22 protein-coding genes, 1 pseudogene and 1 CRISPR repeat array are annotated in these 21424 nt (G+C 37.2%); of the genes and pseudogenes, 22 read left to right on the plus strand and 1 reads right to left on the minus strand.

Annotation, left to right across the window (positions count from 1 at the left end; translation table 11 throughout):
* Positions 1–49: 49 nt before the first annotated feature.
* The 11 genes from IGJ34_RS05270 to atpE all read left to right on the plus strand — a co-directional run bounded on the left by IGJ34_RS05270 (position 50) and on the right by atpE (position 11965).
* Positions 50–1522: a nicotinate phosphoribosyltransferase gene (locus tag IGJ34_RS05270; protein WP_069654662.1), complete on the plus strand. Its 1473-nt coding sequence runs from the start codon at positions 50–52 to the stop codon at positions 1520–1522.
* A gap of 138 nt (positions 1523–1660) precedes the next feature.
* The gene (gene nadE, locus IGJ34_RS05275) at positions 1661–2488 is read left to right on the plus strand and encodes an ammonia-dependent NAD(+) synthetase (RefSeq protein ID WP_430598296.1); all 828 of its coding nucleotides are present in this window, start codon (positions 1661–1663) and stop codon (positions 2486–2488) included.
* 196 nt (positions 2489–2684) lie between these two features.
* Positions 2685–3063: a CRISPR direct-repeat array (repeat unit 34 nt; unit sequence GTCTCACTCTAATATGGAGTGAGTGGATTGAAAT).
* Between the two features lie 227 nt (positions 3064–3290).
* On the plus strand, positions 3291–5759 hold the full coding sequence (locus IGJ34_RS05280; protein ID WP_430598297.1) for an HAD-IC family P-type ATPase: 2469 nt from the start codon (positions 3291–3293) through the stop codon (positions 5757–5759).
* A gap of 58 nt (positions 5760–5817) precedes the next feature.
* Positions 5818–6090: a (4Fe-4S)-binding protein gene (locus tag IGJ34_RS05285; RefSeq protein WP_069654660.1), complete on the plus strand. Its 273-nt coding sequence runs from the start codon at positions 5818–5820 to the stop codon at positions 6088–6090.
* 2 nt (positions 6091–6092) lie between these two features.
* Positions 6093–6368 carry a GNAT family N-acetyltransferase gene (locus IGJ34_RS05290; protein ID WP_111247979.1) on the plus strand — a complete coding sequence of 92 codons (276 nt, stop codon included), beginning with the start codon at positions 6093–6095 and terminating at the stop codon, positions 6366–6368.
* 153 nt (positions 6369–6521) lie between these two features.
* A complete protein-coding gene (secG, locus tag IGJ34_RS05295) occupies positions 6522–6758 on the plus strand; it encodes a preprotein translocase subunit SecG (protein WP_010765524.1) in 237 nt (78 codons plus the stop codon).
* Positions 6759–7050: 292 nt separating this feature from the next.
* Entirely contained in the window at positions 7051–7818 is a 768-nt protein-coding gene (locus tag IGJ34_RS05300) for an alpha/beta hydrolase (protein WP_422851511.1), read from the plus strand.
* The gene (gene rnr, locus IGJ34_RS05305) at positions 7815–10163 is read left to right on the plus strand and encodes a ribonuclease R (protein WP_069654658.1); all 2349 of its coding nucleotides are present in this window, start codon (positions 7815–7817) and stop codon (positions 10161–10163) included. Before IGJ34_RS05300 ends, rnr begins: the two co-directional genes overlap by 4 nt.
* Positions 10164–10180: 17 nt before the next feature.
* Positions 10181–10645 carry an SsrA-binding protein SmpB gene (smpB, locus tag IGJ34_RS05310; protein ID WP_010765521.1) on the plus strand — a complete coding sequence of 155 codons (465 nt, stop codon included), beginning with the start codon at positions 10181–10183 and terminating at the stop codon, positions 10643–10645.
* Between the two features lie 338 nt (positions 10646–10983).
* Complete coding sequence (gene atpB, locus IGJ34_RS05315) at positions 10984–11700, plus strand: F0F1 ATP synthase subunit A (protein ID WP_111247976.1); 717 nt, start codon at positions 10984–10986, stop codon at positions 11698–11700.
* A 43-nt stretch (positions 11701–11743) separates the two neighbouring features.
* Complete coding sequence (gene atpE / locus IGJ34_RS05320; RefSeq protein WP_069654656.1) at positions 11744–11965, plus strand: F0F1 ATP synthase subunit C; 222 nt, start codon at positions 11744–11746, stop codon at positions 11963–11965.
* A gap of 5 nt (positions 11966–11970) precedes the next feature.
* Here the strand turns inward: atpE and IGJ34_RS05325 are convergent, their stop codons facing one another.
* Positions 11971–12162 carry a hypothetical protein gene (locus IGJ34_RS05325; protein WP_430598298.1) on the minus strand — a complete coding sequence of 64 codons (192 nt, stop codon included), beginning with the start codon at positions 12160–12162 and terminating at the stop codon, positions 11971–11973.
* 167 nt (positions 12163–12329) lie between these two features.
* Between IGJ34_RS05325 and atpF the strand changes: the two genes are divergently transcribed.
* The 11 genes and pseudogenes from atpF to IGJ34_RS05380 all read left to right on the plus strand — a co-directional run bounded on the left by atpF (position 12330) and on the right by IGJ34_RS05380 (position 21423).
* The gene (gene atpF, locus IGJ34_RS05330; RefSeq protein ID WP_069654655.1) at positions 12330–12857 is read left to right on the plus strand and encodes a F0F1 ATP synthase subunit B; all 528 of its coding nucleotides are present in this window, start codon (positions 12330–12332) and stop codon (positions 12855–12857) included.
* Positions 12844–13386 (plus strand): ATP synthase F1 subunit delta, encoded by a 543-nt coding sequence (gene atpH / locus IGJ34_RS05335; protein WP_430598299.1) that lies wholly within the window; start codon positions 12844–12846, stop codon positions 13384–13386. The genes atpF and atpH overlap by 14 nt, the downstream gene beginning before the upstream one ends.
* Before the next feature lie 28 nt (positions 13387–13414).
* Complete coding sequence (gene atpA, locus IGJ34_RS05340) at positions 13415–14971, plus strand: F0F1 ATP synthase subunit alpha (RefSeq protein WP_111247974.1); 1557 nt, start codon at positions 13415–13417, stop codon at positions 14969–14971.
* Positions 14972–14986: 15 nt separating this feature from the next.
* On the plus strand, positions 14987–15907 hold the full coding sequence (locus tag IGJ34_RS05345; protein ID WP_069654652.1) for a F0F1 ATP synthase subunit gamma: 921 nt from the start codon (positions 14987–14989) through the stop codon (positions 15905–15907).
* A 142-nt stretch (positions 15908–16049) separates the two neighbouring features.
* Positions 16050–17456, plus strand: coding sequence for a F0F1 ATP synthase subunit beta (gene atpD / locus IGJ34_RS05350; RefSeq protein ID WP_069654651.1), 1407 nt, complete (start codon positions 16050–16052; stop codon positions 17454–17456).
* A gap of 17 nt (positions 17457–17473) precedes the next feature.
* Positions 17474–17893, plus strand: coding sequence for a F0F1 ATP synthase subunit epsilon (locus tag IGJ34_RS05355; RefSeq protein ID WP_069654650.1), 420 nt, complete (start codon positions 17474–17476; stop codon positions 17891–17893).
* Between the two features lie 274 nt (positions 17894–18167).
* The gene (locus tag IGJ34_RS05360; protein ID WP_069654649.1) at positions 18168–18404 is read left to right on the plus strand and encodes a DUF1146 family protein; all 237 of its coding nucleotides are present in this window, start codon (positions 18168–18170) and stop codon (positions 18402–18404) included.
* A gap of 106 nt (positions 18405–18510) precedes the next feature.
* A complete protein-coding gene (gene murA, locus IGJ34_RS05365; protein ID WP_069654648.1) occupies positions 18511–19809 on the plus strand; it encodes a UDP-N-acetylglucosamine 1-carboxyvinyltransferase in 1299 nt (432 codons plus the stop codon).
* 14 nt (positions 19810–19823) lie between these two features.
* Positions 19824–20000, plus strand: coding sequence for a DNA-directed RNA polymerase subunit beta (locus tag IGJ34_RS05370; protein ID WP_069654647.1), 177 nt, complete (start codon positions 19824–19826; stop codon positions 19998–20000).
* A gap of 369 nt (positions 20001–20369) precedes the next feature.
* Positions 20370–20891: pseudogene (locus tag IGJ34_RS05375) on the plus strand (3D domain-containing protein).
* 169 nt (positions 20892–21060) lie between these two features.
* Positions 21061–21423, plus strand: a complete 363-nt coding sequence (locus IGJ34_RS05380; protein WP_069654646.1) for a PTS glucitol/sorbitol transporter subunit IIA — start codon at positions 21061–21063, stop codon at positions 21421–21423.
* The last annotated feature ends 1 nt before the right edge of the window (position 21424 follow it).

Raw genomic sequence — 21424 nt, forward strand, 5'->3', positions numbered from 1 at the left:
GATATAATAAGAATTAAAATTTAGAAAAAATAAAGGGTGGCATAATGAGATGAAGAAAGTTTATAAGGATGATAGTTTAACGTTACATACAGATTTATATCAAATCAACATGATGCAAACGTATTGGAAATTAGGCAGAGCAGATCTACATTCAGTTTTTGAATGTTATTTTCGGGAGATGCCTTTTAATCATGGGTATGCTATTTTCGCTGGCTTGGAACGCTTGGTGGATTATCTAGAAAACTTAACTTTTACAGATACAGATATCGCATATCTAAGAGACGTAGAAGAGTATCCAGAGGACTTTTTGACATACTTAAAAGAGTTTGAATTTAAATGTACTGTTCGTTCTGCATTAGAAGGTGATTTGGTTTTTAATAATGAACCACTGATTCAAGTAGAAGGTCCATTAGCCCAATGTCAATTGATTGAAACAGCTCTTTTAAATATGGTCAATTTCCAAACCTTGATTGCTACTAAAGCAGCACGCATCAAATCTGTGATCGGTGATGATCCTTTGATGGAATTTGGGACTCGTCGCGCCCAAGAATTAGATGCGGCAGTTTGGGGAACTCGTGCCGCATACATTGGCGGAGCGGATGCGACAAGTAATGTTCGCGCTGGTAAAATTTTCGGTATTCCAGTTAGCGGTACGCATGCTCATTCCTTAGTACAATCTTATGGCAATGATTATGATGCATTTAAAGCTTATGCACAAACTCATCAAGATTGTGTCTTTTTAGTCGATACTTATGATACTTTAAAATCAGGAGTTCCAAGTGCAATCCGTGTAGCGAGGGAGATGGGGGATAAAATCAATTTCCTAGGTGTCCGTCTCGATAGTGGGGACATGGCGTATATTTCAAAACGAGTGCGTGAACAATTAGATGAAGCGGGATACACAGAGGCTAAAATCTATGCTTCAAATGACTTAGACGAAAATACGATTTTGAGTTTAAAAATGCAAAAAGCAAAAATTGACGTTTGGGGTGTTGGGACAAAATTGATCACGGCGTATGATCAACCAGCCCTAGGTGCTGTCTTTAAATTAGTGTCAATCGAAGATAAAGATGGTCAAATGAAAGACACCATCAAACTTTCCAGTAATGCTGAAAAAGTTACAACACCTGGGAAAAAACAAGTATGGCGCATTACACGTAAATCAGACAAGAAATCTGAAGGTGATTATGTGACATTATGGGATGAAGATCCTCGTGAGCAAGAGGAAATTTACATGTTCCACCCAGTACACACTTTTATCAATAAAACCGTCAGAGATTTTGAAGCAAGAGCGGTATTGCAAGATATTTTTGTTGAAGGAAAACGTGTCTATGACATGCCAACTTTAAAAGAAATCAAACGGTATGCGAAAGAAAATCTTGATTCACTTTGGGAAGAGTATAAGCGTGATCTTAACCCACAAAAATACCCAGTAGATCTATCAACAGAGTGTTGGAATCATAAAATGCGTTTACTTGAAAAAGTTCGTGTGGATGTAAAAGCATTGACTGAAGGGAAATAAACAGTATTTAACTATACAACTCAATTTTTATGATATTAGAGAAATTGGCAATGAATCAAAGAACGTTTTAGTGGCAATTTCCGTTTTTGTTGTAGGATTAACTCGTTTGTTTCGTGTTTAAATTAGGAGGGATTTTCTATGGAGCCGTTACAGAATGTAATTATTGAAGAATTAGGCGTAAAGCCGCAAATAGATCCGCAAGAAGAAATCCGAAAAAGTATTGATTTTATGAAAAGTTATTTATATAAGTATCCGTTTTTAAAAACCTTTGTTTTAGGAATCAGCGGTGGTCAAGATTCTACGCTAGCTGGCAGACTTGCTCAGTTAACAATGAGAGAGATGCGTAATGAAACTAAGGATGAATCATATCAATTTATCGCTGTTCGTTTGCCTTATGGAGAGCAGGCTGATGAAGCGGATGCTAAAAAAGCATTAGACTTTATTGAGCCGGATGTGTCGTTTCGGGTAAATATCAAACCGGCAATCGACGCAAGTGTGCTTTCCCTTAAAGAATCTGGAGTTTCAATAAATGATTTTAATAAAGGAAATATGAAAGCACGTCAACGAATGATCGTTCAATATGCAATTGCAGGAGAAAAAGCAGGTGCCGTCATTGGAACAGATCACGCGGCAGAAAATGTTACTGGTTTTTATACTAAATATGGGGATGGTGGAGCAGATATTTTACCGTTATTCCGTTTGAACAAACGTCAAGGCAAGGCATTGCTGAAAGAATTAAGCGCACCAGCTGAACTCTATACGAAAATCCCAACTGCTGATTTAGAAGATGATAAACCTTTAGTAGCTGATGAAGTAGCGCTTGGTGTCACTTATGACGATATCGACAACTACCTCGAAGGAAAAGTAGTATCAGAAAAAGCAAAAGAAAAGATTGAAAGTTGGTATAAAAAAACACAACATAAACGTCATATGCCAATTTCAATTTTTGACGATTTTTGGAAGTAAACATTAGGAAAAGAATGACTAATATTTTGGTGCGAACCTCAAGTGCACATAAAATCACTAAGGGACCCGCACCAAACTTTATGGGTGAAAAAGGCTATTTCTGTATTTTTCTCATCTTTTTTTAATAGTTATGTAGATTTATTTGAGAAAATCAAGAATATGGAAAAATTATGGAAGATAATCCTATTTTTTCACAGTCTCACTCTAATATGGAGTGAGTGGATTGAAATTCTCGTTGGATCAAATGGTTGCGTACGCCGAAAACGTCTCACTCTAATATGGAGTGAGTGGATTGAAATGGAGAAAAAATACTAGATAGCGTAAGTAATATTAGGTCTCACTCTAATATGGAGTGAGTGGATTGAAATAACGCAAACTGCAAACGTTAAACCAAAAAAACGGTCTCACTCTAATATGGAGTGAGTGGATTGAAATTTTATCCAATAAAACAAACCATCAATATTGTTTTGTCTCACTCTAATATGGAGTGAGTGGATTGAAATTTCTTTATATCTGACTATCAGCAATTACTTGGTGTCGAGTCTCACTCTAATATGGAGTGAGTGGATTGAAATTAAGATACATAAATTGTTCACCATGTTTTATGTGTCTCACTCTAATATGGAGTGAAAGGAAAGACTAAAATGGAGTCTTTCCTTTTTTTACATCTAAAATCAAATTAACATGCCTTCATTTTGTTCAAATGGTTAAAAAAAGTGTAAAATTAAACTAGTTATCTGAAATAGTGGATAAACTATTCTACAATTGTACTAACTAAAGGAATAAGAAGGTGATTGAAAAGATGAAAAAATTGTTTAGGAAAAAAAGAGAGATAGATAAAGTAGCGTTTTCTTCGTCTGAAGAAAACGCACCAAAAATCGATGATAGTGATATTCGGATACCAGCCGATATTAAAGGGCTGTCCAATCAAGAAGTACAACAACTTTATACTGAAGGTAAGACCAATAAAGAAGTGGAAGATCTATCTAGAACTACAAAACAAATTATTTTAGATAACTCGTTGACATTATTCAATTTTATTAACTTGTTCTTAGCAGTGGCAGTTTTTGCAGTAGGTTATCCTAAAAATGCGCTATTTTTTTGGATCATTATTATCAACACAGCAATTGGTGTTATTCAAGAAATCCATGCAAAGAAAACAATCGATAAATTGTCTATCGTAAATAAAACGGAAGTAATGGCTTTAAGAGAAAACAAGCTGGTTAAAATTTTTCAAGACGAAATTGTTTTGGGGGATGTGCTAGTCTTAACTTTAGGAAATCAAGTTCCTTCTGACGGTATCGTACTTCATGCAAATGGTATGGAGGTCGATGAATCTTTATTGACTGGGGAATCAGATAAAATCACGAAACAAAACGGTGATAAAATCATGAGTGGAAGTTTTATTACCTCAGGGTTAGGTTTTGTAAAGATCAACGCTGTCGGCGAAGATAATTTTGTTTCTAAGTTATCCAAAGAAGCAAAAACAGAGAAACGTTCGACATCTGAATTGATGAATTCACTCAATCTTTTGATCAAAGGATTAACCTTTGCTATTATTCCGATTGGGTTGCTATTATTCTGGTCACAATATCAATCCACTCAATCTTTTCCAAAATCCGTTTTAGGTGTTTCTGGGGCGTTGATCAGTATGATCCCAGAAGGGTTGATGCTGTTGACAAGTGTGGCATTTGCTGTCGGCGCAGCCAATTTAGCTAGAAAACAAACATTGATACAACGCTTGTCTTGTATTGAAACACTGGCGCGCGTGGACACGATTTGTTTGGATAAAACAGGAACTATTACAGATGGCACCTTAACATTTAAAGAACTGATTCCTCAAGCTGGATTTCCAGCAAGTGAAATCGAGCGTGCTATGAGCGAAATGATGGCAGGGTTATCAGATCAAAATGCTACAGCTAAAGTACTCAGAACAAGGTTTCCACTTGGAAAATCTGTGTGGAACGTCAAAGAAGTCATTCCATTTTCTTCAGATCGAAAATGGAGCGGTGTGACATTTGAAGAAAAAGGATCATTTGTTATGGGAGCACCAGAATTTATTTACTCGGACGTCCCTGAAGCGTTACGAGAAAAACTAGCGCCCTATAATGAGCAAGGAGATCGTGTCCTAATTTTGGTTCATTTTTCAGAAGAACTCACAAGTCCAACATTACCGGAAGAAAAAGAGACGGTGGCCATTTTTATCATTGCGGATACGATTCGTGAAAATGCTGTGGATACATTCTCTTATTTTGTAAAACAAGATGTAACGCTAAAAGTCATTTCAGGTGATAATCCGGTTACTGTATCACAAATAGCGAAACAAGCAGGAATCACTGGAGCAGAAAAGTTTGTTGATATGAGCACGATTCCTGATTCGGCAAACTTTAATGAATTAGTCGAAAATACGACCGTTTTTGGGCGAGTGACACCTTATCAAAAAAGAGAATTGATTCAAGCTTTGAAACAAAATGGACATACAACATGTATGACCGGTGATGGTGTTAATGATATTCTTTCATTAAGAGAAGCAGATGTCAGTGTAGCAATGGCTAGTGGAAGTGATGCTGCTCGTGCAGTTTCTGATGTGGTATTATTGAATTCTGATTTTAGTTCAATGATTCAAGTGTTGAATGAAGGTCGTAGAGTGATCAATAACATTGAACGAGTTGCTTCAATGTATATGGTAAAAACAATCTATTCTGCGATTCTTGCAGTAACATTTATCTTTTTATTCTTGCCATATCCATTTGCGCCGTTACAATTAACACCAATCAACACCTTAACCGTTGGAATTCCATCGTTTATTTTAGCATTAGAGCCGAATTATCAGCGAATCAAAGGCCATTTTTTAACCAATATACTGCGAATTTCGGTTCCAGGAGCACTGACAGTAGTTTTTAATATTTTAATATTGCAACTTGCTGGAATGTGGTTTAATTTATCGCATCAAGATGTATCTACAATGTGTGTGCTGTTGACAGGATGTATCGGTTTTCAAGTGTTACTTAGAGCTGCTCGGCCATTGGATTTGAAAAAACAAATCATGATTGGGCTTTTATTGGTCGCATTTCTTGCGTGTTTCTTATTCTTTGGTGATTTCTTTATGTTGACATCACTCTTTACAAGAAATGTTCTTTTCTATCTACCACTGATTCTAGGTAGCCGTTCTATCTTTAACTATATCTCCTTATTTATGACAAGAGCGATATATGAAGTTGAGAAAAGGAAAGAAAATAGAAGAATCAAGAAGAAAAAAAGGGTCATTTAAGACAACATTTTTACGAAAGAACGAATTGGTTTCTTTCAGAAAAAAAGGAGGAACTATCATGGATGGTAGCAAAATAAAGGATAAACCAGTAACAGAAGAAATGCTTTTAGCCCAAGGCTATCGTAAATATTTAGGAGAAGAGCTGGATATTTATTATAGTAAAGATATTTGCGCTCATATTGGGAACTGTGTTTTGGGTAATCCAGATGTTTTTGAAGTAGGGCGCAGACCGTGGATCATTGCTGACAATGCTGGTATTGAAGAAAATATTCGTGTAATCAATACCTGTCCAAGTGGCGCCTTAAAGTACATTCGAAAGGATGGAAAATAAAGATGGAAATCAGAGAAGAACAAGATCGTTTTGTATTGTTAAATGACGACAACAAAGAAATCGGTGAAATGACATGGTCAAATGCCGGAGATAAAATGATGATCATTGATCACACGTTTGTAGACCCAGCTTATAGAGGTCAAAAGTTAGCCGAGAAGTTAGTCTTCAACGGAGTAGAGAAAGCGCGTCGTGAAGGAAAGAAAATCATTCCGCTATGTCCATTTGCCAAAAAAGAGTTTGATGAGAAAACTGAGTACCATGATGTTCTAAGAACATAGAAAATGTGATCTGTACTGAAAGAAGAAGTACAGATCGTTTTTTCATACAATTTAGATGAAAAAAATCAAAGGAATTCAAATTGAACTGGTATTTGAATTAAAAATATGCTAAAGTATAGTAGATGTATTTTGTGAATAAGGGAGAATTAAACTATGTATAATTTTATTTTAACACTTGTAATCATTCTATCAGTAGTGATGGTTATTGCCGTTATGATGCAACCAAGTAAACAAAACAGTGCAGCAAGTGCTTTTACAGGTGGCGCAGATAAACTTTTCGGTAAACAAAAAGCACGTGGATTTGAAGCTGTTATGCAACGCGCAACAGCAATTATTGGTGCTGTTTGGATGTTACTATTATTTATTTTAGTATTATTATCATCAAAGTAAGACCTTTGAAGAGGTTGGGACAGAAGTATTTAACTCCGAGAAATAAGAAGGAATTTACGAAAATTGCTCTTCAAATTTTTGTGAATTTCGGCTTATTTCCGAAGGAGTTGCTTCTGCGCCCACCGTTTATTCGGTTACTAAGAGCCTGAAACATAACCTTTTTAGTTATGTCCTAGGCTCTTTTTTCTTTGATTAAAAAAATGGATGCGAGCTCTGAAAAGTTCTTGCAAGAACTTTCTTTTCACAAGGTTTTCAATGAATAATGTGCTAAAATGAGAATGAGGTGAATCAGATAGTGAAAACAATAAGTCTACCTAAACCATTATTTACGCAAAATGGTTCCCGTGCAGTGTTACTGTTGCACGCTTATTCAGGAAGTAGTAACGATGTTCGGATGTTGAGCCGTTTTTTAGAGAAAGAAAATTATACCGTATATTCTCCTAATTTTTCTGGGCACGCAACCATGGCACCAGAGGATATTTTGGAAAAAAATACGAATGATTGGTGGCAAGATACACGAGATGCCGTGCAGTTTTTAAAAGATAAAGGGTACCAGCAAATTGCTGTCTTTGGTCTTTCAATGGGTGGTATTTTTACGATGAGTGCATTGACAAGCCAAGTAGAAGGCATTATCGGTGGAGGCTTTTTCTGCTCACCCATTTTCCCAGTCAAAAATAAGGTGCCAGAAAATTTTGTCCTTTACGCTGATAAGGTGCTAAAAACAGCTGGTGTCTCAGCGGAAGAACGAGCAGAGCGAATGGTTAAAATCAAAGATGCATCATTCGCTCAATTAAAAGACATTCAATCTTTTTCAGAACGAACAGCAAATAATCTGGGACAAGTTAAAGTTCCTGTTTTTATGGCCCAAGCTGGAAGTGATGAAATGATTGACCCACATGGGGTCTATCAGACAGCTCAAGCGTTGACCCAAACACGATTTACATTAAACTGGTATCCAAATAGCGGACATGTGCTGACAATTGGACCAGATCATAAACAATTAGAACAAGACGTGATGGCATTTTTAAATACATTGTCTTGGAATGAGGAGAAAGAATGACAAAACAAACAATCAAGGAAAGAATCCTATCTTTTATGGAAAACCATACAAAAAAAAGCTTTTCCATGGAAGAAATTGCAGAAGGCTTGCAACTGCAAAAGAGCTCAGATTTTAAGCTGTTGGTTCAAACTGTTGCAACAATGGAACGCGAAAAATTAGTAGAATTCAATAAAAAAGGAAAAATTCGTTTACCGCAAAAAAATGGAGATATCGAAGGGACGTTTCGTGCGAATGAACGAGGGTTTGGGTTTGTGACCATCGACCCTGAAGAAGCAGATGTCTATATTCCAAAAGAAGCTGTTAACTTTGCAATGGATGGCGATATTGTTGTCATCGACATCGTCCAGCCAGCAGATGCTTTTTCAGATCGAGGGGCTGAAGGAAAAATAGTAGAAATCAAAACACGTGCAATCACACAAGTCGTTGGCGAATTTGTCGCTTATGATGAAAAAGAAGTAAGCGAATCAGATCTATATGGATATGCTGTGCCCAAAGATAAAAAAATGACAGGTTTAACGTTTAATATTGCAGCACAAGGAATCAAACCTGTTGATGGTAGTATCGTGATTGTAGAAGTGACCCACTATCCTGAAAAAGAATACCCGAAGAGTTTAGAAGGGATCGTTAAAAAAGTAGTCGGTCACAAAAATGATCCAGGCATGGATATTTTGTCGATTGTCGTAGCTCATGGTATTCCAACAAGTTTTCCTGATGAAGTAATCGCTGAAGCAGACCAAGTACCAGACACTATTTCAGAAGCGGATATGGAAGGTCGCAGAGATTTACGTGATCAAATGATCGTCACGATTGATGGGGAAGACGCTAAAGATTTAGATGATGCAGTGACAGTCCGTAAATTAGACAACGGCAATTATTTCTTAGGCGTGCATATTGCAGATGTTTCTTATTATGTCACTGAAGGCAGCGAATTGGATCAAGAAGCATATGAACGAGGAACGAGTGTTTATTTAACTGATCGAGTAGTACCGATGATTCCACAACGTCTGTCTAATGGTATTTGCTCACTGAATCCTAATGTGCCAAGACTTACAATGAGCTGTGAGATGGAGATAACGCCTGAAGGACATGTTGTCAATCATGATATCTTCCAAAGTGTGATCCAAACGACTGAACGAATGACCTATACGGCTGTCAATGAAATGTTAGAAGAACAAAAGCCAGAAACAATGAAACGTTATAAAAAGTTAGTAACGATGTTTAACGAAATGGGCGAACTACATCAAATTCTTGAGCAAATGCGAGAAAAACGTGGAGCAATTTCATTTGAGGATCGTGAAGCTAAAGTCTTAGTGGACCCACAAGGTCATCCCCATGACATTTTACTGCGTACACGTGGCGTTGGAGAACGTTTGATTGAATCTTTTATGTTAGCAGCGAATGAAACAGTTGCTAAGCACTTCAATGAATTGAAATTACCATTTATTTATCGGATCCACGAACAACCAAAAGAAGAAAAAATGCAGCGATTCTTCGATTTTGCAGCGGTATTAGGTATTTTAGTTAAAGGAACCAAGACGGATATTACACCAAAAGACTTACAAAGAGTCTTAGAACAAGTCGCTGACAAACCAGAAGAAGCAGTTATTAATACAATGTTACTTCGGAGCATGCAACAAGCACGATACTCAGAAGATAACTATGGTCACTATGGTTTAGCAGCAGAATACTATACGCACTTTACGTCACCAATCCGTCGTTACCCGGATTTGATCGTTCATCGCTTGATCCGTAGTTATGAGGGGAAAGTCTCTGAAAAACGAAAAGAAAAATGGGCGCAAGACTTACCAGATATTGCCGACCACAGTTCAAGAATGGAACGCCGAGCAGTTGAAACAGAACGTGAAGTTGACTCAATGAAAAAAGCTGAATTTATGGCTGATAAAATTGGTGAAGAATATGACGGTATTATTAGTTCAGTGACGCGTTTTGGTTTGTTTGTAGAATTACCGAATACAATCGAAGGCTTAATCCACGTCAATAATTTAAAGCAGGACTATTTCCATTTTATTGAAAACCACATGGCTCTTGTCGGGGAACGAACAGGAATGACTTTAAAAATCGGTCAAAAAGTCAAAGTCAAAGTAGACAAAGCCGATCCTGAAACCAGAGAAATCGATTTTGAATTTTTAGAAGCCGAAGAAGTCGAAAAAATTGAAGCACCAAAACAAAAGAAACGCCAAGATGGTCGCCGAAAACGCACGTTTGATCGCAAAGAGACAGATAAGAAACCTTTTGCGCAAAAGAAAAACAAGAAAAAAGGCAAAAAACCATTTTATAAAGAAGTAGCGAAAAAGAAAAAGACGAAAAAACAGAAGAAAAAATAGAAAACGGAGGAATGGGTATGCCAAAAGGGGAAGGCAAGCTGATTGCCCAAAATCGTAAAGCAAGGCATGACTATACTGTTGTTGATACAATGGAAGCTGGAATTGTGCTACAAGGAACAGAAATAAAATCAATTCGAAACGGGCGAATCAATTTAAAAGATGGTTTTGCCAGAATTAGAAATGGCGAAGCATATCTGCTCAATGTTCACATCAGTCCTTATGAGCAGGGAAACATTTTCAACCATGATCCTTTACGGACCAGAAAATTATTACTGCACAAAAAGCAAATAGCTAAACTAATTGCTGAAACAAAAAATACCGGAATCACAATCGTTCCATTAAAAGTTTATATCCGCAATGGGTATGCTAAAGTGTTGATCGGTCTAGCTAAAGGGAAAAAACAATACGATAAACGAGAAGATTTGAAACGAAAAGAAATCAATCGTGAAATAAGCAGAACACTAAAAAATAATTTACGTTAATGTATCCATATTGATTTATTTTTTGAATAAAATGACACCATTTTAAACTTGATTTTATTCTTTTTCGCATATTTATTTTCTTTGCTTTATCTTAGGTGTAAAATTTGGTAGAGTGTAATGGAAATGATGAGTTTTCATCGTTTTTTCAGTAACTGACTATTGTACCGCCAAGTACTAACTGGACCTTATTCTTTTACTATTTTGTCATATTAAAAGAAGTGTCCAATTTTCATGAAATTTTTTTGAAATTATTCGTCGTTGGTGGTATGATACGTGTGGTTAAGAAATAGAAGCCTTGTAAGCTTCTCGCAAGTTTGTTGGAAAAGAGGTGAAATAATTTGGAAGAGAAGACACTACTCTTCAAGATTGGGCCAATTTGGTTTGACGGAACGATTTGTTTAATGGTTCTGTTAACATGTGTCATTGTCTTTGGGATAGTATATTTCTGCACAAGGAATATTCAAATGAAACCAAAAGGCAAACAAAATGTAATTGAGTATGCTATTGATTTTGTTCGAGGAATCATTACCGACAATATGCCAAGTAAAGAAGTAACAAATTTTCACCTACTAGCATTCACGATGTTCATGTTCGTTTTGGTTGCGAATATCATTGGTTTAGTGACAAAAGTCGCTATCGGTGATTATACGTATTGGAAGAGTCCAACAGCCGATCCGATGGTTACGTTGACATTAGCATTGATCATGATTGCGTTAACACATTTCTTCAGTGTTAGCCGTTTTGGACTAAAAGGATATTTCAGAAATAGCTTTTTAAGCCCAGTATCTTTTCTAATGCCAATTAAGCTAATGGAAGAATTTACGAACTTGCTTACTTTGGCGCTACGTTTATACGGAAATATTTTTGCCGGTGAAGTATTACTTGGATTGATTGCAGGACTTGTATCTAGTGTAGGACTCTGGACGATTCCGCTCGCAATACCATTAGAAATGATCTGGTTAGCCTTTTCACTTTTTATCGGCGCGATTCAAGCATTTATATTCGTAACACTATCGATGGTTTACATGGCTCACAAAGTTGAAGTCGAAGAATAAACACTAAATAAAAAAACAACTATTTCTTAGGAGGAAAACAAAAATGGACGGATTAAATTATATTGCAGCAGCAATCGCAGTTTTCGGAGCAGCAGTCGGAGCAGCGTATGGTAACGGAAAAGTTATCTCAAAAACAATCGAATCAATGACACGCCAACCAGAAATGGCTGGACAACTTAGAACAACAATGTTTATCGGGGTAGCCCTAATCGAAGCGGTTCCTATTCTAGGTGTAGTTATTGCATTGCTATTAGTGCTTAAATAATCCCTTTAGAAGGCAGGACGCTGAGTTTTTAAAACGCCACGCGTTACTGCTTTCTTTGCTGCGAATTGTTGAGAATCACTGTGACTGCCTTCGGCAGAGCTGATGATGAGCAGTACTTGGCGAACGAAGTGAGAGAAGTAACCTATAAAAAAGAAACACCAAGCTTTTCCAAAAACAAAGAAGATTGCCAAAAACATCAGGCTTACTTCAAAGTTCTAACCAAAAGGCAGAGCTGATGATGAACAGTAACCTATTTTAAAAGAAATACCAATTTTCACTAAAAATAAGGTGGACTAAACTATGCTATACAAAAAATAGTAGCCAACCACCACAGAGAATTGCAGAGAAAGGAAGTTGAAACTTCATGCTAGATCATTTAGTAATCGGTGAAGCAGGACCAAGTACAACAATTGGCACAATGATTGTCGTAAGTGGCGCTTTTCTAATTTTGATGCTTTTAATCAAGAAATTCGCTTGGGAAGCAATCACTGATATGTTAAAGAAACGTGAAGATAAAATTGCCAACGATTTAGATTCTGCAGAACAATCTCGAATCGCAGCTGCTAAACTACAAGAAGAACGTCAACAAAAATTACTTTCTTCTAAATCAGAAGCAGCAGAAATTATCAAACATGCGAAAGAGAATGGAGACCAAAACCGTCAAAAAATCTTAGCAGAAACCAATGATGAAGTTTCACGTTTACGAGAAAAAGCGCGTCTCGACATTTCTCAAGAGCATGAAGAAGCATTGGCATCTGTTAAAGATGAAGTAGCGAGTTTGTCTCTACAAATTGCAGAGAAAATTTTAAACAAAGAATTGACACCAGATGCACATGATTCATTGATCAATTCTTATATTGAAGGTTTAGGTAAGTCAAATGAAGCTAGATAAGTACACAGTGGGTAAACGCTACGGTAAAGCTTTGTTTGAATTGGCAATTGAAAAACAAGAAGCCGACAGCATTTATCAAGACTTATTAAAACTTAGAGAAATTTTTCACGAAGTTCCAGAATTAGGCGATATTTTAAGCGATGTACGTCTTGAACCATACGAAAAAGATGAAATCATGAAACAATTAGTTAGCGGGTTTGAAGGAACAATAGAAAACTTCTTATACGTTGTTTATAACTATAGTCGTATGAATGATTTATTATTGATGATCGATGAGTATGAAAGACGTTATGATGAACATAAGAGCTTGCTTTTAGGCACAGCTTTGACGGCAGTTCCATTAACCAAAGAACAACATCAACTGATGGAAGAAGAAGCAGCAAAACTTTTAGGGTACGAACAAGCTAATTTAATCAATCTGATCGATCCTGAAATCCTTGGCGGAGTCATCATAGAAGCCAATTATAAAGTCATCGACGGTAGTATCCACAAACAATTACAACGAATCCAAGAATTGTTATTAAAATAACGTTCAGCACAATAAAGAGGTGAATTGAATGGCTATCAAAGCAGAAGAAATCAGTGCCTTGATTAAGGAACAAATCAAAAATTATCAACAAGAATTAGCAGTCGAAGAAATTGGGACTGTCACATATGTTGGGGATGGAATCGCTCGTGCCCATGGCTTAGAAAATGCGATGAGTGGAGAATTACTTGAATTTTCTAACGGTTCATATGGAATGGCGCAAAATCTTGAAACCAATGATGTCGGTATTATCATTTTAGGTGATTTTGAGACTATTCGAGAAGGCGATAAAGTAAAACGTACGGGTAAAATCATGGAGGTTCCAGTTGGTGAAGCAATGATTGGACGTGTTGTTAATCCGTTAGGTCAGCCAATCGATGGATTAGGCGAAATCAAGACAACGAAAACTCGTCCAGTAGAAGCAGCAGCACCAGGCGTTATGCAAAGAAAATCGGTCGATCAACCAATGCAGACAGGTCTTAAAGCAATTGATGCATTAGTACCAATTGGCCGTGGACAACGTGAATTAGTCATCGGTGACCGTAAAACAGGTAAAACATCTATTGCCATTGATACAATCATCAACCAAAAAGGGCAAGATGTCATTTGTATCTATGTTGCGATTGGTCAAAAAGAATCAACTGTACGTAACCAAGTTGAAACTTTAAGAGCGTATGGTGCACTTGATTATACAATCATCGTAAATGCAGGAGCCTCTCAACCAGCGCCATTACTATACATTGCCCCTTATGCAGGAGCTGCGATGGGTGAAGAATTCATGTATAACGGCAAACATGTTTTGATTATCTTTGATGATTTATCAAAACAAGCGGTAGCTTATCGTGAACTATCATTACTATTACGCCGTCCTCCAGGTCGTGAAGCCTACCCAGGTGACGTGTTCTATCTACATTCTCGTTTGCTAGAACGTGCGGCAAAATTAAGTGACGAATTAGGTGGCGGTTCAATGACGGCCCTACCATTTGTTGAAACCCAAGCCGGAGATATTTCAGCTTATATTCCAACAAACGTTATTTCAATCACTGATGGACAAATTTTCTTAGAAAGTGATTTGTTTTATGCAGGGACTCGTCCAGCTGTTGATGCCGGTCTTTCAGTATCACGTGTTGGTGGTTCAGCTCAAATCAAAGCAATGAAAAAAGTAGCAGGTACGCTTCGTTTAGATTTAGCAAGCTACCGTGAATTAGAAGCATTTACTCAATTTGGTTCGGATTTAGATGCGGCAACACAAGCCAAATTAAACCGAGGCCGTCGTACAGTTGAAATTTTAAAACAAAAATTACACGCACCACTCGCTGTAGAAAAACAAGTTGTGATTTTATATGCGTTAACTCATGGATTTTTAGATAGTATCAGTGTTGCTAAAATTCTGGATTTTGAATCAGAATTATTCGACTTCTTAGATGGAAAACATCCTGAATTATTTGAAACGATCCGCACAACGAAAGACTTGCCAAAATCAGAAGACCTAGATGCTGCAATCAACGAATTTAAAGAAATTTTTGATGCTGCTAATTTAACAGGATCAACAGCTAAAGATACACTTGAATCAATTCAAAATGCGTAAGAGAGGTGACAAGAATTGGGTGCTTCATTAAATGAAATCAAACAACGCATTGCTTCAACTAAAAAAACAAGTCAAATTACTAATGCCATGCAGATGGTCTCTGGTGCTAAATTGACAAAATCAGAAGCGGCTTCTAGAAGCTTTCAAGAATACGCCTCAAAAATCCGTTCTATCGTTACGCATCTTGTTGCTGCTCAATTAAGTGATCTGGAAGAATTGGATTCATATAATTCTGGGGAAGCATCAGAAAATGGCAACTTTCATATGATGCTGACATCACGTCCAGTTAAAAGAACCGGTTATATCGTCATCACCTCTGATAAAGGATTGGTCGGCGGATATAATAGTTCAATTTTGAAACAAACGATGAAAATGATGGCAGATGATCATGAATCGCAAGATGAGTATGTTTTGGTTGCAATCGGCGGAACTGGCGCAGATTTTTTTAAAGCACGTGGAATAAATGTTGCATATGAACTTCGTGGTTTAAGTGATCAACCAAGTTTTGATGAAGTTAGAAAAATTGTTTCAACAGCAACAAGTATGTATGAAAATGAAGTGTTTGATGAGTTGTATGTTTGTTATAATCACCATATCAATTCACTAACAAGTCAATTTCGTGTAGAGAAAATGCTACCGATTTCTGATTTAGATCCAGACGAAGCAACAACCTATGAGCAGGAATATATTTTAGAACCTTCAGAAGAAGCGATTTTAGATAATTTATTGCCTCAATATGCAGAAAGCTTGATCTATGGCGCAATAATTGATGCGAAAACAGCAGAACATGCTGCTGGGATGACCGCAATGAAAACCGCCACTGATAATGCACAAAATATTATTAGTGACTTGACGATTTCTTATAACCGAGCTCGTCAAGGCGCGATTACACAAGAAATCACCGAAATTGTAGCTGGCGCAGCTGCGTTAGAGTAATAATCAAGACTTGAGCCTATAGGGCAAGAAGTTCTTACGAAGTAATAGAAGGAGACAGGTTTTTATCACGACCTCGTTAGGGCATAAAATGTCGAAAGCCCGACACTTTTATACCTCTTCAAACGAAATGGAGGAAAGACACATGAGTTCAGGAAAGATTGTTGAAGTAATCGGTCCCGTTGTTGACGTGGAATTTTCACTAGATCAATCCTTACCAGATATAAACAATGCATTAGTCGTTTACAAAAATGGCGAAGAAAAACAAAAAGTCGTTTTAGAAGTAGCTTTAGAATTAGGTGACGGTATTATCCGTTCAATCGCAATGGAGTCCACAGATGGTCTTCAACGAGGAATGGAAGTTATCGATACTGGAAAACCGATCTCTGTCCCAGTTGGGAAAGAAACATTGGGTCGTGTATTCAACGTTTTGGGTGATACGATCGACTTAGAAGCTCCATTTCCAGAAGATGCAGTCCGTAGCGGTATCCATAAGAAAGCCCCAGCTTTCGACGAATTAAGCACAAGTAATGAAATTTTAGAAACAGGAATCAAAGTGATCGACTTACTAGCACCTTATTTAAAAGGTGGTAAAGTTGGGCTTTTCGGTGGTGCCGGTGTTGGTAAAACCGTTTTGATTCAAGAATTGATTCATAATATTGCCCAAGAACATGGTGGTATCTCTGTGTTTACCGGTGTTGGTGAAAGAACGCGTGAGGGGAATGACCTTTATTTTGAAATGAAAGACTCTGGTGTTATTGAAAAAACAGCCATGGTTTTTGGACAAATGAATGAACCTCCTGGTGCACGTATGCGTGTAGCTTTAACTGGTTTGACAATTGCAGAATATTTCCGTGATGTTGAAGGTCAAGATGTGTTATTGTTCATTGATAATATTTTCCGTTTCACGCAAGCTGGTTCTGAGGTTTCTGCCTTATTAGGCCGTATGCCTTCAGCGGTTGGGTACCAACCAACACTTGCAACTGAGATGGGGCAATTACAAGAGCGGATCACGTCTACTAAAAAAGGCTCCATCACTTCGATTCAAGCAATCTATGTGCCAGCCGATGACTATACTGACCCTGCTCCTGCAACAGCATTCGCTCATTTAGATGCAACAACTAACTTGGAACGTCGATTGACTGAAATGGGTATTTACCCAGCGGTGGATCCGTTGGCCTCCTCTTCAAGTGCTTTAGCACCAGAAGTTGTGGGAGACGAGCATTATGCTGTAGCGACAGAAGTCCAGCACGTATTGCAACGTTACCGTGAATTACAAGATATCATTGCCATTTTAGGGATGGACGAATTGTCTGACCAAGAAAAAATCTTGGTTGGTCGTGCCCGTCGCATTCAGTTCTTCTTATCACAAAACTTTAACGTAGCTGAACAATTTACAGGACAACCAGGATCGTACGTTCCGGTTGCTGATACAGTCAAAGGATTTAGAGAAATTCTTGATGGAAAATATGATGATTTACCGGAAGAAGCTTTCCGTAGCGTTGGTAGAATTGAAGATGTTATAGAAAAAGCTAAAACGTTGAACTACTAAAAGGAGGAGACACAGAAATGGATTATTTAACTGTCAATGTGGTGACTCCTGATGGATTAGTTTATGATCATCATGCAGCGATTGTTGTTGCAAAAACAACAGATGGCGAAATTGGTATCTTACCTAAACATGCACCGATCATCGTTCCTTTAGCGATTGATGAAGTTCGCGTAAAAAGAACTGATTCTGATACACATGTCGATTGGATTGCTGTTAATGGCGGCATTATGGAAGTTCGTGATAATGTCGTTTCGATCATTGCCGATAGTGCAGAACGTGAAAGAGATATCGATGTAAGCCGTGCAGAACGTGCTAAACAACGAGCTGAACGTATGATTGAAAAAGCGAAGGAAAATGCTAACACAGATGAATTACGCCGTGCAACAGTTGCACTTCACCGAGCAATCAATCGGATCAATGTGTCAAAACATACGTAAATTTATGGTTGGCTGAGACAACGAAAATGAGCTGTCTCAGCCATCTCTTATAGTAAAAAAACAGTATACATATGTTATTTATATAAAAGTTAAGAATCTTTATTTTTTGTTTGAGACAATCTATGATAAACTATCTTTATATTACTTAATGAGGCTTAAGAAATCGTTCAGAAAAATAGCAACTATCCCTGTGACCAAAACGTCACAAGTCTGTTTTTGTTTTTTCAGTCGAAGTTAGATGAGCCCACTACTTTTTTTAATTAAGGAGAAAGTTATGCAATTTTTTGGTGTTGATGCAGTGATTCGAATCATCTGCCATATGATGTTTATTTATGTTAGCTTTTGGGCGATGCAATCTATCAGAATAGAGCAGTTTTTTAAGACACATCAAACCTCTCAAGTACGCTTACTGATCGTATTATTTTCAATAGTTATCGGCTTCACTGTAAGCTCATTTTTCTTAGAGTTTCTAGCGTTATGCCGTAACTTATTTAGTGTATTTTTTCCATGAGGATTGACAAATAAAAAGAAAAGATACAATTTGTTGTTAAATAGTGGTATAATAGAAAAGATTTTGGGTCGAAGCATCCAATTCTAACTTTTTTGGGGGGAACAAAATGGAACAGATCATTGTTCATGGTGGTAACCAATTAAAAGGAACTGTGAAAATCGAAGGGGCTAAAAATGCAGTATTACCAATTTTAGCAGCTACCCTTTTAGCAGAAGAAGGAACAACAACATTAACGAATGTGCCGATTCTTTCTGATGTCTTTACAATGAACCAAGTAATCAAACACTTAAATGTAGATATCGAATTTAATGAAGAAAATAACCAAGTCACTATAGATGCAACGCAACCTTTAGGCATCGAAGCAAATTATGAGTATGTTAGTCAAATGAGAGCATCGATTGTTGTCATGGGTCCTTTATTGGCTCGCAACGGCCATGCTAAAGTTGCTATGCCTGGTGGATGTGCGATTGGTAAGCGACCAATCGATTTACACTTAAAAGGCTTCCAAGCGTTAGGTGCGAAGATCATTCAGAAAAATGGCTACATTGAAGCGATTGCTGATGAATTGATCGGAAATACGATTTATTTAGATTTCCCAAGTGTTGGGGCGACTCAAAATATCATGATGGCGGCTGTTAAAGCCAAAGGTACGACCGTGATTGAGAATGTCGCGAGAGAACCCGAAATCGTAGATTTAGCGAACATCCTAAATAAAATGGGTGCCAAAATCGTCGGTGCGGGTACTGAAATGATGCGTATCGAAGGGGTGAATAAACTTCATGCCGTTGAACATTCAATTGTTCAAGATCGTATTGAAGCCGGTACATTCATGGTTGCAGCTGCGATGACCGAAGGAGATGTTTTGATCGAAGAAGCAATTCCTGAACATAATCGTCCACTTATTTCTAAATTAACCGAAATGGGCGCTGTTATCCGTGAAGAAAGAGGCGGTTTACGCGTTATTGGTCCTAAAGTGATCAAACCAACTGATATTAAAACACTACCGCATCCTGGTTTTCCAACAGATATGCAAGCACAAATGACTGCGATTCAAATGGTTGCAGATGGTTCAAGTGTTGTAACAGAGACTGTTTTTGAGAATCGTTTCCAACACTTAGAAGAAATGCAGCGAATGAATGCTGATGTGAAAATGGACGGCAATATCGCTATTATTAATGGTAGTCAAGCATTACAAGGTGCTGCTGTAGAAGCAACTGACTTACGTGCTGCTGCTGCGTTGATCTTAGTAGGATTACGTGCCCAAGGTATTACACGTGTATCACATCTAGAATATTTAGATCGCGGATACTATAAATTCCACGAAAAGCTTCAAAAATTAGGAGCAAAAGTGGAACGAGTAAACGACGAAAAAGCGACAGAAAAGACACTGTCAACAGTTAGCTAAAAGGGGAAATAGATATGAGTTCGACACGCTATATTATAGTGACTTTGTTGAAAGTTTTAGTAGTGATTTCTTTAGTGATTATTTTATTTGTAGCCGGCACCATGATCGGTTACGGAGTAGTCGGTGGAGGAAATCCAAAAGATGTGTTCAAAGAAGAAATTTGGACTCATATTCTAGATTTTTTTAAGTAGACCATATTAAAAAGCAATCCAAACCGTACATTTGTTTGGGTTGCTTTTTTTGCTCAGTTTAAAATAATGGATGTTCTATAAATTCCTTTCAACATTTTTGTAATATAAAGGCTTTTAAGAACGTTTACATACGTTATTATTGAAAATATAACAAATAAGGCTAAATAAAAATTTCATATCATTTCTAAAAAGAAAATAGAAAGTCCGTCATATCAGGCCTGATTGATACAAAATTTAACTATTTCTCTTAAAACATGTTTTGGAGCGCTTTCCAACAGATTGTAACGTATCCTTAATTGAATAGTAGCCATCAAAGATCAACGACATGGTATCATAGCTCTAGTATGAATTTTAGGGAGGATCTAATGAATGAAGAAACGATGGTTACCAATTTTATTTATCAGTTCCTGTTTTGTTAACGGCTCACTCATTCCTGTCTATGCTGCAGAGAATAAAAATAATGAAATCAAGAGCTTAGATAGTTACACAGTTGTGTCAGAAGAGTCAGCACAAAATTTATCGGGTTCATTGATTTATTCAATAACAGAAAACAAAGCCTTTAAACATGGAAAAAGCAGAAGCTGAAACTGTTAAACCAGAGGGACAAATCATGATGATGGAAGCCGCAGCTTATTCAAGTAATGAAGGATTATAGGGTGAGGCAATTTAACTGCTACAGCTCAAGATTTACGTGTAGATCCAAGGGCAATTGCTGTTGAACCCAGTGTGATTCCACTGGGTACAAAATTATATGTCGAGGGGGATGGAGAGGCTATTGCAAGTGATACTGGTGGTGCAATCAAAGGGAATATCATCGATCTACATTTTTCAGATGTATCTCAATGTATCAACTGGTGGAGAAGACAAGTAGCTGTAACGATTTTTTCTTAAAGATCTAAACACATTTTAACTATAGTTCTCTACAACGATCAAAAGATGGACAGAATGTTTGAATTCTTGTTTGTCTTTTTTCATGGTGCTCAAAGTCCGAATTATAGAATAAGAAAAAAGTTATATGTTATAATAAAGATTGATTAATGAAAGAAGGAGCGATAAATATATGAAAGCTGTAATTACTGAAATTGGTAGTCGAGCATTAGATGAAAAAGAACCGATGATCATACTTTTTGGTGAGAGCGCCACAGAGGCTTTAAAAGAATATTCTGTGATTCAAAAATTTCAAGAAGATCAATCTTTAGAAGTAAAAAAAGGGGATTTACTAAAGATCGATGACCAAGAGTACACGATTGATTATGTTGGATCTTTTGCAAATAATAACTTAAAAAGCATTGCTCATGTAACCTTGGTTTTTGCGGATGTACCAAAAGAGGATGCAATTGTTAATGGGGTATACCTCACGCCTAAAGTCTTTCCAACACTCAAGGTTGGTTCAACAATAGAATATATATCTCGTGGAGTGTAAG

The sequence above is a fragment of the Enterococcus sp. AZ177 genome, assembly GCF_050544585.1.
Taxonomy (GTDB): domain Bacteria; phylum Bacillota; class Bacilli; order Lactobacillales; family Enterococcaceae; genus Enterococcus_L; species Enterococcus_L plantarum.

Excerpts from the sequence above, each read along its gene's own strand:
- IGJ34_RS05270 (WP_069654662.1), top strand. The coding sequence starts at position 50 with ATGAAGAAAGTTTATAAGGATGATAGTTTAACGTTACATACAGATTTA.
- nadE (WP_430598296.1), top strand. The coding sequence starts at position 1,661 with ATGGAGCCGTTACAGAATGTAATTATTGAAGAATTAGGCGTAAAGCCG.
- IGJ34_RS05280 (WP_430598297.1), top strand. The coding sequence starts at position 3,291 with ATGAAAAAATTGTTTAGGAAAAAAAGAGAGATAGATAAAGTAGCGTTT.
- IGJ34_RS05285 (WP_069654660.1), top strand. The coding sequence starts at position 5,818 with ATGGATGGTAGCAAAATAAAGGATAAACCAGTAACAGAAGAAATGCTT.
- IGJ34_RS05290 (WP_111247979.1), top strand. The coding sequence starts at position 6,093 with ATGGAAATCAGAGAAGAACAAGATCGTTTTGTATTGTTAAATGACGAC.
- secG (WP_010765524.1), top strand. The coding sequence starts at position 6,522 with ATGTATAATTTTATTTTAACACTTGTAATCATTCTATCAGTAGTGATG.
- rnr (WP_069654658.1), top strand. The coding sequence starts at position 7,815 with ATGACAAAACAAACAATCAAGGAAAGAATCCTATCTTTTATGGAAAAC.
- smpB (WP_010765521.1), top strand. The coding sequence starts at position 10,181 with ATGCCAAAAGGGGAAGGCAAGCTGATTGCCCAAAATCGTAAAGCAAGG.
- atpE (WP_069654656.1), top strand. The coding sequence starts at position 11,744 with ATGGACGGATTAAATTATATTGCAGCAGCAATCGCAGTTTTCGGAGCA.
- IGJ34_RS05325 (WP_430598298.1), bottom strand. The coding sequence starts at position 12,162 with ATGTTTTTGGCAATCTTCTTTGTTTTTGGAAAAGCTTGGTGTTTCTTT.
- atpF (WP_069654655.1), top strand. The coding sequence starts at position 12,330 with ATGCTAGATCATTTAGTAATCGGTGAAGCAGGACCAAGTACAACAATT.
- atpH (WP_430598299.1), top strand. The coding sequence starts at position 12,844 with ATGAAGCTAGATAAGTACACAGTGGGTAAACGCTACGGTAAAGCTTTG.
- atpA (WP_111247974.1), top strand. The coding sequence starts at position 13,415 with ATGGCTATCAAAGCAGAAGAAATCAGTGCCTTGATTAAGGAACAAATC.
- atpD (WP_069654651.1), top strand. The coding sequence starts at position 16,050 with ATGAGTTCAGGAAAGATTGTTGAAGTAATCGGTCCCGTTGTTGACGTG.
- IGJ34_RS05355 (WP_069654650.1), top strand. The coding sequence starts at position 17,474 with ATGGATTATTTAACTGTCAATGTGGTGACTCCTGATGGATTAGTTTAT.
- IGJ34_RS05360 (WP_069654649.1), top strand. The coding sequence starts at position 18,168 with ATGCAATTTTTTGGTGTTGATGCAGTGATTCGAATCATCTGCCATATG.
- murA (WP_069654648.1), top strand. The coding sequence starts at position 18,511 with ATGGAACAGATCATTGTTCATGGTGGTAACCAATTAAAAGGAACTGTG.
- IGJ34_RS05370 (WP_069654647.1), top strand. The coding sequence starts at position 19,824 with ATGAGTTCGACACGCTATATTATAGTGACTTTGTTGAAAGTTTTAGTA.
- IGJ34_RS05380 (WP_069654646.1), top strand. The coding sequence starts at position 21,061 with ATGAAAGCTGTAATTACTGAAATTGGTAGTCGAGCATTAGATGAAAAA.